The following is a 14,285-nucleotide window of genomic DNA, read 5'->3' as shown; positions in this document are numbered from 1 at the left end:
ATACCACTGGGGCCGACATGGTTTCGACGTGGGTAGCGAAGCGATTCAGGGCATACCGAGGACCCGTCACCTCGTTAATCAATGGGAAATTAGTAACTGCTAACGATAACTCGTACGCACTGGCTGCCTAAGGGCGCCTTCCTCGCACTGGCTCGCTGACGGGCCAGGGTAGCAATACCTCGCGAGGTCATTTACGTCAGATAATCTCCGGTGGTGCCATGGCGCCGGGGCCGAAAATTAAATGGATCGCCGTTGCGTAGCGTGTTCGTCCGCGACAAAACGGTTAAATCAAATGACTGAACTAAGTATGTAGAACTGGTCGTAGAGTACTTGCGGACGCGGGTTCGATCCCCGCCGGCTCCACCAACAACACTTCCGAAGACTGTCTCAGTCTTCCTCAAAACCCCGATAGAGCAAGCCTCTTCGGGGTTTTTTTCCTCCCACGACTCTTCCCATTCGCGCTTTTCCGGTGACGACAAGCGACTTCATTCATACAGGGAACTGACTTATACCAGCAAGAAGTCACGTAAAATTCGCACAGCGCAAGGACTGCAGATGGTGGTTGCAGACACCGCATCTCAGACAAAAACTCTTCTGGTTGTGCTTCTGTGTATGTTTGTTCGTCGTATTGCCATTGCCCTAGCATCACGCCCATCGTTGTTCATCGCTGGCACTGCATCTCTCGCCGGCGTCATCTCAATCCTGACAGCGGCATTACTGTATGAAATGCGTTCCGATGCCATGCTGCGCGCGCAGGAGTTCTCCGAGAACATCACGTTGATTCTGGAGCGGGATATTGCCCGCAACATAGAGACTTATGACCTGTCGCTGCAGGCGGTCGTTGATGCGGTTCACAACCCCCACGTGATGGCGCTTTCACCGGAGATCCGTCAACTGGTCTTGTTTGACCGATCGAGCGCCGCACGTGACTTAGGTTCGCTGCTCGTAGCGAATGCGCAGGGAAATGTTTTCGCCGATTCCCGCGCGGTACCGCCACGCTCCGTATTTGTCGGAGACCGCGACTATTTCGCCGCGCAAAAGACTGCCAAGGATGTTGGTCTCTTCGTCAGCAAACCATTCGTACCGCGCGTTGGGGGTGAAGGATTGACGGTAGGTTTGAGTCGCCGCCTGAACGACGTGGATGGAAAATTTTCCGGCATCGTGGTCGGCACACTGCGCGTCAGCTATTACACACACCTGTTTGAAGGTGTCAACGTTGGGACTGCAGGCACAATCGCACTATCGGGTCTGGATGGCACCCTCTATGCCAGTTGGTCAAGCGATTCGCGAATTGTGCCGACCGAGCCCAGCCCCGTATTTGCGGAAAACGCAAAAATACTCACTGTTGTGGCAACGTCCAAGCGCGATGGCGTTGAACGGTTGCTGACGTCGCGCCGGATCGAAGGCTACCCACTGGCGGTGACGGTGGGATTGCCCACTCAAGATATCTACCGGAATTGGAGATATCGCGCGATGGTGATCGGTTCAATTGTCGCAACCCTGAACGTACTGTTGCTGGCGGCTTCTGTCTTCTTTGCCGAGCAGTTGCGCAAGCGGTTCGAGATGGAGCGGCAGCTTGAGACGCTTGCCAATACAGATGGACTGACTGGCCTGGCGACGCGCCGCGCGTTTGATGCGGCCTTCGATTCCGAATGGCGACGGGCGAATCGAACTCAACAGCCACTTGGCGTCCTGATGATCGATGTTGATGAGTTCAAGCAATATAACGACCATTATGGCCACGCTGCTGGCGATGTCGCGCTCCGAATGATTTCGCGCTGCATCCTGGACAACGTTCGACGTCCGGGCGACATCGCTGGTCGCTATGGTGGGGAGGAGTTTTGCGTGGTGCTGCCAAGCACCGATCAAGCAGGTACCTTGCGGATGGCCGAGAAGATTCGCGGCGCGATTGAGGCAAAAGGTGAGCCTCATGCATTCAGCCGTCATGGCCGCGTCACCGTCAGCATTGGTGCTTACGTACATTCGGGCGATGCGCTTGGCATGGAAACCACCCAAGATTGCTTGAGCCGCGCCGACGAGTACCTCTATGCAGCCAAGTCGGCCGGGCGTAACTGTGTCATCTCTTCCCGTCCAAATCAAATGGCGCCCAACGCCAAGTCGGACATATTGCTCGCAGTCAATTGAGCGAAGTCTAAGCCTCTTGCGAGATCTGCAAGCTCGTACGAAGTCTGCGCGCGCCTAGTCGCGTCTCCTACGGGAAAGAACGGGCCCCTCGGGCCCGTTTTCCTTTATCAACTCCCCTTGCCGGTATTCGCCCCCAAAAATGGGAACGGTGGTGCCACCTTGAACTCACCCGACACCTCGCCTTTAAACGTATTGCGTTGATCCTTACCGAGATCGAGCCGCTTCACCGGTGCGCCTGCCGCAAAATCCACCTTGTTCAGATCCACCCAGAACGTATTCGGCGTGAGCGCCGACTCGAAGAAATAGAGCATGCGCTTGTGATCGACCACCGTGCGCCAGCGCGTCGACGAGATATTCGGCTCGCCCGGCGTCGTGATCCCGTACGGCACCGACACATTGCGAATCACACTGAACACGCTCGCCAGCGCCTCGACCGGGTCTTCATTTTTCGGAATCGCATTGATGTAGAACGACGCCCGCGCAAATCGATCCGACGAGCGATTCGTCCCCGGAAGGAACGTCGTGCCCCCGATCTGCTTCCAGTACGTGTTCAATGCGAGTTGCTCGTCGAACGTCGGCGAATTCGTCATCACCTGATACTGACGGCCGTGGTGAATCACCTGCCGGCCATTGATGTACTCGACGATGGCGCTGTCACCCGATTTGTCCGACATCGACAGGTGCAGGGTCGCGAGCCGGTTCTCACCCGGCACGTTGTCCGTCACGATCGTGAACGGTTCTTTCTCGAGCGCGGTCACCGCTTCGGCGACTGTCGCAAAGTTGTCCAGCACGTATTGCGCCCAGGCTGCGATCGTCAGCCCCGGTTTCGCGCCCCTGTCGAACTTCGGATATTGCGACTCCACCAGCCACAGCAACTGCGCAGACAACCCCTTCTCGTTGACGCCATCCGTCGTCGATACGTCATAACCCGTGGCGACCACACTGCCATATTTCGCTGTCCAGCGAAGCGAGTTCGGCCCGGATTCTCCCGAACGCGCAATGCCTCGCGGCAACACGTAGAGATTGGTGGCGACGTCGAGCCTCCAGTCCATCGAACGTGCCGTGACGACGTCGTCGTTTGCACCGAGATATACCACCCGGGTGCAGGCCAACGACGAGAGCGGGGAGAAAGCGAGTGTCGCGGCAGCGACGAGACAAGGCAGTGTCTTGACGAACATCCGGGGCATGGCGATACCTCACGTTTGGCGGGAGAGATTCGTAGAAGCCGTCAGTATAACGATGGAATCTCTTCGCTCCTGCGCATCACTTCCCGGCACGTCGTCAGACGCTTCGTGTCATCACTCGATCAGAATCGGATACAGCGACGCCACCAGCATTGCTGCGGCAAACCCATTAAAGATCCGTACCGAGCGCGCATCGGTGAGCACCCGTCGCATCGCAACGCCGAATCCCGCCCACAGACCAATGCACGGCGCACAGAGCACACCATAGATCAGCGTGAGCACCATCACGTCGGGCAAATGCGACGCCTTGGGAAGATAGGTGCTGATCGCACCCACAGCCATCACCCACGCCTTCGGATTCACCCACTGGAACGCCGCTGCGCCGAGAAACCCCATGGGACGCTCGCGCTCACGACGCTCACCGTCAATCGGCCCCGAGCGCGCCAAATGCCATGCAAGCCACAGCAAATATGCCGCCCCGGCGTACTTCAGCACCGTGTGAATCACGGGGAAGCGCACGAAGATCGAATGCAGGCCCGTGCCCGTCAGAAACACCATCAGCGCGAAACCGAAGGCGATGCCTGCCAGATGCGGCAAGGTGCGCGCGAAGCCGTAGTTCAGCCCCGAAGCGAGGATCATCATGTTGTTCGGACCCGGCGTCACCAGCGTGATGACAGCGAAAGCACAGAAGGCCAGCAATTGTTCGGTCGTCATGTTCGAAAGTCTGAAGCCCCCCCCCGCGCCGGCGCCGCCTCATGCAGTCACCTTGGGACTCGCGGAGCCACAGGATAGGCACGCGCGCTGCCCGAATCCCGATACAGTTCGCCAAATCCGGACAGGCCTGTACCGGCCGCCAACCGTGACAGTCGCCATCCCGCCGGCCCAGCCACCCGGCCCCATCGACGCACCGCCGACACACAACGCCCGGCGTCGTGCGAAAATCGACGCCATCCGAACAAAGCCATCGATACCGGCGCGCTTGCCCCCGCTCACCGACCGCTCGACACCTTATCCGATGCCGCCCCGCCTGCCACCGCTATCCGCCCTTCGCCTGTTCGAAGCCGCCGGGCGCCACCAGAGCTTCAAACGCGCTGCCGCCGAACTGCATCTCACGCCGAGCGCCGTCAGCCACGGCATCGTCGGGCTGGAGCAGACGCTTGGCGTCGCCCTGTTTATCCGCTCGCCGCAAGGTCTCTCGCTCACTCCGGAAGGCGTCGACTATCTCGCCTACGTGACCGAAGCGTTCTCGTTGCTGCTCACCGGCACGCGACGTCTGCCCACGCCGGATGCCTCGCGCGCCATCGCCATTTCCTGTGCCCCAACCCTCGCCTCGCGCTGGCTCCTCCCTCGCCTGAGCACGTTCTTGCAGCGCATGCCGAACGTCGACATCACGATGGACTCGTCTCAGCGACAGGTGGGCTTCCCGGCCGACGGCTTCGACTTCGCCATCCGCCTGTCGCGTGCACCGGTCGCGAGCGACGCCTGGCACCGGCTGTTCGGCCAACGACTCGTTCCCGTCTGTAGTCCGGCGTATCGTGCGAACCATGCCGATGCCGACGGCAAGCTCGACCTGCGCGCCGTCACACGAATTCACGTGACCAGCGCCAGTGAAGACTGGCAAGGCTGGATCGAAGGCGCAGGCATCGATGATTTCGATGCCCAGGGCGGCCTGAGTTTCGACAGCATTCAAATGGCCTTCGACGCGGCAATGACCGGCCTTGGTGTGGTCATCGGACGCCGCCCGCTGGTCGACGACTATCTCGCGAGCGGTACCCTCGTACCGACACACGACATCACGACGCCTGCGCAGGGGGCCTACTGGCTGATCTGCGCGCAAGACATCGAATCGCACCCCGAGTGCGTGGCGTTCCGCGACTGGGTTATCGAACAGGCCCGCCCCTTCGGGTGAATAGAATTCACTCGCCGTAACGCACAACTCGTTTGCCAGAAGGGCATGTCGTTGCCAGACTTCCGCGAGGAGGACTCACCATCATGCAAAAACCCTCGACTTCGGCGGCGCCCTCGCTGCAAAACCGCGTCACCCTGATCATCGTTGCCGGGGCACTCGTCCTGAGTGCCGCAATGGGCACCCGGCAGACGTTCGGTCTGTTCATCAATCCGTTCTCGTACGATCGCGGCGTGCCCGTCACCCTCGTGGCCTTCGCCATCGCACTGCACAACCTCGTATGGGGATTCGCACAGCCGTTTGCCGGCGCGATGGCCGACCGTCACGGCCCGGCCCCCGTCGTTGCTTTCGGCGCGTTTGCGTTCGCCGGAGGGCTGGCGATGGCGGCACTGGCGCCGTCCGGAATGTGGCTTGTCATCGGACTCGGCGTGCTCGTCGGACTCGGCATCAGTTGTACGACGTTCGGTGTGGTGCTGCCCGCCGTCAGCCGCGCCGTCACGCCGGAGAAACGCACGATGGCGATGGGGCTCGTGAGCGCCGGAGGCTCGCTCGGACAGGTCGCGCTGGTGCCTATCGCGCAAGGCCTGCGTCAGACCTACGGCGTGTCGACGTCGCTCTTCGCCCTCGCACTGATCCTGTGCTGTGCCGCCCCGCTCGGCCTCTTCATGACGCTGCAGCGGCGCGGCAATGCGGCCGCACAGGGAACCGCCGGCAAGGCCGCCTCCCCCGCGTCGGGCAACGACGGCGAACACGTCTCGCTACGCGAAGTGCTCCGTCGGGCGCGCAGCCATCGCGGCTATCAGTTGCTGACGCTCGGCTTCTTCACCTGCGGCTTTCAATTGGCCTTCATCGCCACCCACCTGCCCGGCTATCTGGTGATGTGCCACATGCCCGCCGGCCTGGGCGCCACTGCGCTCGCGCTGATCGGTCTGTTCAATATGGCGGGAAGCTGGGCATGCGGCTGGCTTGGCGGACGGTATCGTCAGCATCACGTCCTTGGCTGGCTGTACCTGATTCGCGGGGCGGCCATCGCACTCTTCTTCCTGCTGCCGAAATCCGACACGAGCGTGGTGATCTTCGCCGCTATCATGGGGTTGACGTGGCTCGGCACCGTACCGCTCACCAGCGGTCTGGTGGCGAAAGTCTTCGGCACACAGCATTTGGGAACGCTCTTCGGCCTGTGCTTCATGAGCCATCAGGTCGGCTCGTTCCTCGGTGCGTGGCTGGGTGGCTACGTGCTCGACGTTACCGGCTCCTACAATCTGATCTGGGCCGCGACGGCGATCCTGGGTGCCGTGGCAGCCGCCCTGCACTTCCCGATCAACGACGAACGCGCAGCGCCGCCGGTCCGGCAGCCGCTAACGGCCAGTGCGTGAGTGTGTGAGAGTCTGAGGGCCTGCCGACTTATAGACGATGCGCGCTCGCCAGACGGAATATCTTCGTCCAGCGTTGCGCCAGCGAGCGGCCGGGCATCGGCACACGCCAATTCGCCTGCGCGTTGTGGGCGAGTTCAAGCACGAGCCACCAACGCCCGCCCTCGCTGACCGGATGCGCCGACGAGACATCCGAAAACACAAATCGCGTCTCGTGACCGTTCACGCGAATCGTGCCCATCTTGCGATCGGCGTCGAGCGTGAGTTCGCCCCACTCGCCTACGACACCGACTAGCCGCTTGCCGTCTCGCCGCACGCCATGCACGGCGCGATAGCGCCGCACCGCATCCCTCGCGAGCCACACGGCGATCAGCACGCACCCGGCAATCGTCGCCACGGCCGCCAGCGTGCCGAACCTGAGCGAAACGGCAGCGTATAACCGCGCCGCGCCGTACACGATGCCCGCCAGCACGACGAGCGCCAGAAGAATGAATGGCAATGCGTCCCCCCCCCTTTGCATCGATACCGTTCGCGCCGGCAGATCGCGGACATTGAAAAGCCCCGCCGGCAGAACTGCCCGGCGGGGCTTCATTTCACCCCGGGCGAAGCGCTCGCGCCGGTATGCCCGGTCGCGCGCGAAACGCCACGGCGGTTAGCGCAGCGGCTGCGGTGCCGCGCCAACGTCCTTGCGCACCTTGGCCACCTGTGCACTCGTCACCGCCGGCGCCTTGTTGCCCCAACTGGAGCGCACGAACGTCAACACGTCGGCCACATCCTGATCGGTCAGACGATCGTCGAAGCCCGGCATCGCGTAATGCGTCGGCGCCGTCTTCGTCCACGGCATTTCCGCACCGCGCAACACGATATGGATGAGCGAAGTCGGATCTGCCGTATTCACCGTCGAACTGAGCGCGAGCGTCGGGAACGTTTGCGTGTAGCCTTTGCCCGTGCTGCGGTGGCATGCCGCACAGTTGTCGAGGAACGTGAGCGCGCCATTGCTCTTGTCGGAGCCCGTACGCAACGCCTTGGCCACAGTGTCGTCGTAGGCGAGCGCCTTGGCGTTCGGATCGACCGGCTTCAGTGTCTTCAGGTACTTGGCAACGGCGGTGAGATCGTCGTCGTTCATGTACTGAGTGCTGTGTTGCACCACGTCCGACATACCGCCGAAGGCCGCGGAATGATCATTACGTCCGCCCTTCAGGAACGCCGTGATATCGCCTTCGCTCCAGTTGCCCAGACCGTCGGTGACATCGCCACGCAAGTTCTTCGCGAGGAAGTTGTCGACCACGCCGCCCGAGAGGAACGCCGTGCTGTCGTCCGTCAGCGCCTTCTCCTGCAAGGCGACGCCGCGCGGCGTATGGCATGCGCTGCAATGGCCCAGCCCTTCGACCAGATAGCGACCGCGCGAGATCGGATCGTTATCGGTCGACGCGACGTCGGCCACGACCGCCGGCGCGAACATCTTGCGCCAGATCGACAGCGGCCAGCGCATCGACATCGGCCACGGAATATCGGTCGACTTGTTCGCTTGCGCAACCGGCTGCACGCCGTTTATGAAGTAGGCATACAACGCCTTCACATCGGCCGGACGCACCTTCGCGTACGACGTGTACGGCATGGCCGGGTACAGCGTCGAGCCATTCTTGGCGACGCCGTGACGCACCGCCTTGTCGAAGTCTTCGAGGCTGTAACTGCCGATGCCGGTGTCCTTGTCCGGCGTGATATTCGTCGAGTAGATCGTGCCGATAGGCGAGGCAATCGGCAGACCGCCGGCAAACGGCTTGCCCTTGGGCGCCGTGTGACACGCAGCGCAATCGGCGGCGCGGGCGAGGTACTCGCCCCGCTTCACGAGCTGCGCTTGCGGATCGTTAGCGGCGGGTGTCTGAGCGCCGCCTTGCACCGTCGTGGCAGGCACTGCGGGCGTGGGCACCGGCGAGACGGCTGCCCCGGAGGGTGCCGTCGCAGTCTGCGCCCACACGGCAACGGCCACGAGTGCCAAGGCACCGGCCGTGAGCGCACCAACGGAGCGTTTCATCATCGTTTTGCGGATCATGTTTGCGCTCCTCAAGCCTGCACCAGCGGGCCGGCGTTCTTGAGGTACTGTTCGCGAATCGCCTTCGCAGACCAGTACGCCAGCGCCGCCACCACGCCCGTAGGGTTGTAACCCATGTTCTGCGGGAAGGCCGATGCGCCCATCACGAACACATTGGACACGTCCCAGCTCTGCAGGTACTTGTTGACCACGCTGTTCGACGGATTCGTGCCCATGATGGCGCCCCCGGTCGTATGCGTGCTCTGGTAGATCCGCGTGTCGTAATGGGTGCCCTTCTTGCGAATCGCACGGAACACCTTCTCCGGATTCATCGCGCGGCCGACCTCTTCCATCCGGTCGCCCATGTAGCCCAGCATGGCGTATTCGTTGTCATGCCAGTCGAACGTCATGCGCAGCAGCGGCACGCCATAGGCGTCCTTGTACGTCGGATCGAGATCGAGGCAGGCGTCGCGATACGACATGACCGAGCCGGAAATGCCGATGGTCATGTAACGTTGATACGCGTCGGTAATGCCCGCCTTCCACTTGCTGCCCCACGACGGCGTGCCCGGCACGGTCGGGGTCATCTTGATCGGACGTCCGCCATAGCGCACGTGACGAATACTCGCGCCACCGATGAAGCCCAGCGGTCCGTGGTCGAACTGGTCACCGTTCAAGTCGTCCATCGACACGCCGCCTGCGCCCGTACCGACGAACGGGTTCAACTGCGTGCCCTTGGGCAACAGCACGTTCACCGCGCCGTTCATCTGGTACGCGTAGTTCTTGCCGACGACACCCTCGCCCGTCTTCGGATCGTACGGTTTGCCAATGCCCGAGAGCAGCAGCAAGCGCACGTTGTGCATCTGGTACGCGGCCATGATGACGAGATCGGCAGGTTGCTCGACTTCGCGGCCTTGCGCGTCGATATACGTCACCCCCGTCGCCTTCTTGCCGTCGCTGTCGAGATTGACCTTCACGACATACGCATTCGTGCGCAACTCGAAATTGGTCTTCTTGAGCAGCACCGGCAGGATGGTCGTCTGCGGCGACGCTTTCGAATACATGTAGCAGCCGTAGTTCTCGCAGAAGCCGCAGAAGTTGCACGGTCCGAGACGCACTCCGTACGGATTCGTATACGGCTCGGACGTGTTCGCGGCAGGTGCCGGATACGGATTGAAGCCCACTTCGCGGGCGGCCTTTTCGAAAAGTGTCGCGCCGTAAGTATTCGGCAACGCCGGCGTGGGAAACTCGCTCGAGCGCGCGCCCTCACGCGGATTGCCGCCCGGCACGATCTTGCCGTTCAGGTTGCCCGCCTTGCCCGACGTGCCGAACACTTTCTCAGCGAAATCGAAGTGCGGCTCCAGTTCTTCGTAGCTCACGCCGAAGTCCTGAATCGTCATGCCCTCGGGGATGAACTTCTTGCCGTAGCGTTCTTCATAATGGCTGCGCAGCTTCAGTTCTTCCGGAAGAATGCGATAGTGCATGCCGTTCCAGTGGAACCCCGCACCGCCCACGCCATTGCCCAGCAAGAACGAGCCGTTCTGGCGATAAGGCACTGCGAGGTCGTCCGGCGTGTGACGAATCGTGACGGTCTCGCGCGCCAGTTCCTGAAAAAGCTTGCCGCGCACCGAGTATTCGAGTTCGTCGATGACCTTCGGGTACTGGGCGTCGGTCGGCGTGTCGCGCATGGCGCCGCGCTCGAGCGCCACGACGTTGAGCCCTGCATCGGTGAGTTCCTGGCCGAGGATCGCCCCGGTCCAGCCGAAGCCCACGATGACGGCGTCGACCTTATCTTTCTTGATTGCCATGAATTAGCCCCGCTTTCCGGAAATCGATACGGGCCCGTACGGGTATTTGACGTTGGGCTGGTCCACCCAGTCCATGAAGTCGGCACGAGCGCCGGGAAAGCCCACCAGCTTCCAGCCGACCATGTCCTTGTTGCCGCCGTGGATGGGGTCCGAGAGGAAACCTTCCTTCGTGTTGGCCAGCAAATAAGAGAAGAACGTGCGCGCGGGCACGCTATCGAACGCGATCTTCGCTTTCTCCAGATCGCCCAGCACAGTTTCCTGCGTGGCGTGATCGAGGTCGGCGAAGACCTTGTTGTACTGCTTCTTGCAGTACGCATCGCAAGCCGCGATGCCGTGACGATAGATATCGCGCGGCACGAGGCTCAACTGGTAACCCATCTCGGGCGGCTGATCGGTATGAAACGGCCCTTGCATGTACCAGAGCTTGCCGTGCCCGAAGGGCGTTTCCATCTGACGGTCGATGAACTGCGGCACATCGGCTTGCAGCGCGCCCGGGCCGAGATCGTCGGCAGGAATCAGACGGTCGACGGCAGCATTCACGAAACGCCATTCGTCGGCAGTGAAGTACTTGGGCTCGTAAGGCGTGGTCGAAGCAGCGGGGGTAGCAGACTTGTCGCTGCTACAGGCGGACTGCGTAAGCGTCGCACCGGTGGCAAGCGTCGTAGCAGGCACGATCGCCAGCACCTGGCGCAGAAAGCGCCGGCGCGGTTCCTTGTCCTGTGACATGGAGTTCTCCGTTTTTGTGTGGGGGACGGGACGAATCACGCATGACAGTCAAGCGATAGTGGCTCGCCATGCGCGAAGAAAACCTGACAGGCCATTCACCTCGCGTAGCGCAATTTAACGCGGCAATTCTACTTACAAGTTCCCTACATAGCAAAGCAAGGGGTCGTTGCAAAAATCTCGCAACATATTGATTGGAAAGACTTGCAAATAATTAAAATATTTATTAGTTACGCGCGCACGAAGCGTTTCGGCGAGCGAAATTTCGGAGTCGCTTTCTCCCGCGGGATGAGAAGCCTGCGATCGCAGGCGGAGACGCCTTCAAGCACGAAAAAGGCCGCTCCGTATTCCGGCAGCGGCCTTGGTGCTTAATGCAGTGATTGTGGTGAATTACTCAAGGATAGGCGGCAACGACAACGGCAGGTGCGGTGGCGATGACGCCGGCAAGCGCCGCAGCAATGGGGGCGTCAGTTCCTCCGAAGCCTGCGGGTCAAGCGAACGCGCCACGTTGAGCATCTGCGCAAAGCGCGCCGCGCCAGACGTCAGCGACCGTCTCACGCTCCCCGGCGACGTTTCAGCGCGCCTCACGAGTGCGTATTCGCTACCGTCCGGGCCGGCGAAATGCGGCACGCCGTCGAAACCCTCGTCAAGCAGTGTGTCGTCGTGCACGGGCACGGGTGTATTGCCAAGCGCGCTTCGCGCACCGGCGTGCCGATGAAGTCCCTCGTTGTGATGCTCGCCACGCACTGGCGTGGGCGTGTCGCCAGGTTCCTGGCGCTCGCCGGTGCGCAGAGGCAGCACCGCATAGTGATGCTCGTCGAATAGTCCGTCGCCGGACAGGCCGGGATCGGACCGACTGTCGTCGGACTCCGGCAACGACGTGACGCTAAGTCTGCGGCTCTCCTGGGGGCGCATGGCATCGTCCATCACGGTGCTGCCCTCGGTCTTCCACGCATCGATATCCAACGCTCTGGCCGCAAGCCACGAACGCCCTGCCCCGCGCCCCCCTTCCTTGGCGTGATTGAGCACCGACGAATACTCGTGCACCCCGAACCCTCGGTCCCGAATCATCTTGAGCGAGACCGGCTGATCTGCCGGATAGCCAAGCAGCAACGCCAACCGTGCCGCGTCGTTGGCGGCACGCGTCTTGTTCTTGGCGAACCAGGACGTCGAAGCCGCAGGTTTGAGCACCCAGTTGCCATCGCGCACGGAAAGTCGCAATGGCACGTCGGCACCGCCGTTGGTCATTTCTCTCTCGGCTTCGCGCGCCATGTCGTTGAGCGCGATCAGTACTCTGATTTCCGCCTTGAGTTCGTCGCGCTTGCGTTCGTGCGCCCCCAGGGTCAGGTCCAGCATGGCATCCCGGAGCGAAGCGAGGTCAACGAGATTTCCCCGCGCGATCCGCTTCGTTTCTCCCTCCGGCAACGATTGCACCGTCATATTCAACTGACGGATCTCGTTGTTCAGTGGCGTAATCTCCTCGAGTTGGGCACGTACCCGTGCCACGTCGAATGCGCGAACAAACGGCTTGGCGACAGGCGGAATGCCGTAGCGCACCGATTGCATGGACGACGCGCGATCGCGCTCGAAGCTCACGTCCTTGCCAATACCGTCGAGATAGGTGGAGCGCCAGCGCTCAAGTGCTTCACCGACGAACCTGGGCATCAGCGGGTGGGCTTGCAGGCGCTTGGCATGAAGCACATCCCGATCGCGCTCACCGCACCAAGTGCCAAGCGGAATGCCACACTTCTCCAGATCACTTCTCTGCCGTGCGGGATACGTCTGCCAGGACTTGCCGGTTGGCGCAAGCGCGGAGGTGGCGACCGACCCCAGTCGCTGAAAGTCAGAGCCGAAGCTGTTCCCGTCTTCAGGCGGCTTCGACCAGTTAGCGGAAAGGATTTGCACCGGCGAATGGCTCGATGCTGCGGAAATTGTTCCCATGATCGTCTCCAGATAAACAGACCGGATGGTCTTCAGGCGCGTGGAGACTAAATGGATTCGCCGTGCGGGGATATCGATAATGTCGAATGGCTTCGCTTTGTGGCACCAGCGCATCCGTTTCCCACCGCCATCAGAAACGTGCGAGCAGTTGCCCCAAAAGGGCCGCGCCTTCCCTCCCCTTGGCCGAATCGGCCCACAGGCGATCGATCATGGCGCGATACATGCCCACCCCGTCAGGCGAGGTCGTGATCGTGGCAATACCAGTACGTAAGTTGGGTAGCTCGCCCAGACGGAACGGCGAGACAGCGACATAGGCTTCGCCCTGCGCTTCGAAGATCTGGAACGTCTCGTTCGGCATGTTGTCACTCACGATGCCGATCTGCACGCCCGTCGTGTCGGCCTCGAGGAACTCGACAATGCGCGCGACCTCGCGACGTGCCGCCATCTTCCGCTCGAGCTGCACGCCCGGCGGCAGTCCCAGCCGCCCGACGAGTCCGTGATGCAGGAACTGCTCGATCTGGCGCAACCCGATGAGGCTGGTCACCGCCAGCCGCTGACGCGAGAAACTCGACTTGCGATCCTGCAAGATGCCCAGCACGCGATCGATCGTGTTCGCCCAATGGCGGTCGGCGAGCGTGGGGGGAATGCTCTCGTCGAGCATGTGACGCAGCCACACGTCATAGTCTTCCGAGGTCAGCAGAAACGAAATCGGGTCGAAGTGCGCGACGATACGCTCGGAGCGGCTCTCCAACTGGCGCATCCGCTCGAAATAGCTCACCGCCGAGTCGTGATATTCGACTTCCACGCCCAGCAAATTGGCGAGCGACACCCCCAGCAGTGCCGCGAGCCGCTCAAGCGTATCGATCTTGACGATCTCGCCGCGCTCAAGCTTATAGATGGCCGCGCGTGAGATATCGAGGCGCTCCGCCACATCCTCGCTACGTAATTCCGCCGCCAGCCGGTAGGCGCGCAAGCGCTCGCCAATGGCTCGGAAATTGAAACGCGCGCCCCTCGGCGCCCGGGATGTCGTCGCAGCTCGATTCAAATCGCCCCCTGTCGGATGCCAATGCCCGGCCCGGCCAATCGCGCCGCACCCGCATTGCAGTGCGGGGATTATACCGGTCGCCCGCACGTCCCGATGCCGCGCCATGACAGTCCCTACTCACCCCGCCC

At 61.8% G+C, this 14,285-nt stretch carries 11 protein-coding genes and 1 other RNA gene; 4 read left to right on the top strand and 8 right to left on the bottom strand.

All coding sequences use genetic code 11. The annotated features are described in order from the left end of the window. Positions 1–8: 8 nt before the first annotated feature. Together ssrA and PCO31110_RS11585 are read left to right on the top strand one after the other, a co-directional pair. Positions 9–366: a transfer-messenger RNA gene (gene ssrA, locus PCO31110_RS11590) on the top strand. Between the two features lie 189 nt (positions 367–555). Then, a complete protein-coding gene (locus PCO31110_RS11585; protein ID WP_246189816.1) occupies positions 556–2,145 on the top strand; it encodes a sensor domain-containing diguanylate cyclase in 1,590 nt (529 codons plus the stop codon). A 107-nt stretch (positions 2,146–2,252) separates the two neighbouring features. Here PCO31110_RS11585 and PCO31110_RS11580 read toward each other — a convergent pair whose 3' ends face one another. Beyond that, complete coding sequence (locus PCO31110_RS11580; RefSeq protein ID WP_010806867.1) at positions 2,253–3,323, bottom strand: linear amide C-N hydrolase; 1,071 nt, start codon at positions 3,321–3,323, stop codon at positions 2,253–2,255. A 120-nt stretch (positions 3,324–3,443) separates the two neighbouring features. Next, entirely contained in the window at positions 3,444–4,043 is a 600-nt protein-coding gene (locus PCO31110_RS11575) for a LysE family translocator (protein ID WP_010806866.1), read from the bottom strand. Positions 4,044–4,344: 301 nt separating this feature from the next. On the opposite strand from PCO31110_RS11575, the gene PCO31110_RS11570 reads away from it, so the two are divergent. Then, entirely contained in the window at positions 4,345–5,238 is an 894-nt protein-coding gene (locus PCO31110_RS11570) for a LysR substrate-binding domain-containing protein (protein WP_150690735.1), read from the top strand. Between the two features lie 83 nt (positions 5,239–5,321). Continuing rightward, entirely contained in the window at positions 5,322–6,611 is a 1,290-nt protein-coding gene (locus tag PCO31110_RS11565) for an MFS transporter (protein ID WP_150690504.1), read from the top strand. Positions 6,612–6,639: 28 nt separating this feature from the next. Here the strand turns inward: PCO31110_RS11565 and PCO31110_RS11560 are convergent, their stop codons facing one another. From PCO31110_RS11560 to PCO31110_RS11535, 6 genes are all read right to left on the bottom strand, one after another. Continuing rightward, a complete protein-coding gene (locus PCO31110_RS11560) occupies positions 6,640–7,107 on the bottom strand; it encodes a hypothetical protein (protein WP_150690503.1) in 468 nt (155 codons plus the stop codon). Positions 7,108–7,260: 153 nt separating this feature from the next. After that, on the bottom strand, positions 7,261–8,643 hold the full coding sequence (locus tag PCO31110_RS11555; protein ID WP_168162900.1) for a c-type cytochrome: 1,383 nt from the start codon (positions 8,641–8,643) through the stop codon (positions 7,261–7,263). 29 nt (positions 8,644–8,672) lie between these two features. Then, a complete protein-coding gene (locus PCO31110_RS11550; RefSeq protein WP_010806861.1) occupies positions 8,673–10,448 on the bottom strand; it encodes a GMC family oxidoreductase in 1,776 nt (591 codons plus the stop codon). Between the two features lie 3 nt (positions 10,449–10,451). Beyond that, a complete protein-coding gene (locus tag PCO31110_RS11545) occupies positions 10,452–11,174 on the bottom strand; it encodes a gluconate 2-dehydrogenase subunit 3 family protein (RefSeq protein WP_010806860.1) in 723 nt (240 codons plus the stop codon). A gap of 387 nt (positions 11,175–11,561) precedes the next feature. Further along, complete coding sequence (locus PCO31110_RS11540; protein ID WP_010806859.1) at positions 11,562–13,112, bottom strand: hypothetical protein; 1,551 nt, start codon at positions 13,110–13,112, stop codon at positions 11,562–11,564. A 130-nt stretch (positions 13,113–13,242) separates the two neighbouring features. Then, positions 13,243–14,085 carry a helix-turn-helix domain-containing protein gene (locus tag PCO31110_RS11535; RefSeq protein ID WP_246189815.1) on the bottom strand — a complete coding sequence of 281 codons (843 nt, stop codon included), beginning with the start codon at positions 14,083–14,085 and terminating at the stop codon, positions 13,243–13,245. Positions 14,086–14,285 lie beyond the last annotated feature (200 nt).

It is taken from the genome of Pandoraea communis, from assembly GCF_902459745.1.
GTDB lineage: Bacteria > Pseudomonadota > Gammaproteobacteria > Burkholderiales > Burkholderiaceae > Pandoraea > Pandoraea communis.
Note: the sequence above shows the minus strand (reverse complement) of the source record. Positions and strands in the feature narration are given on the sequence as shown.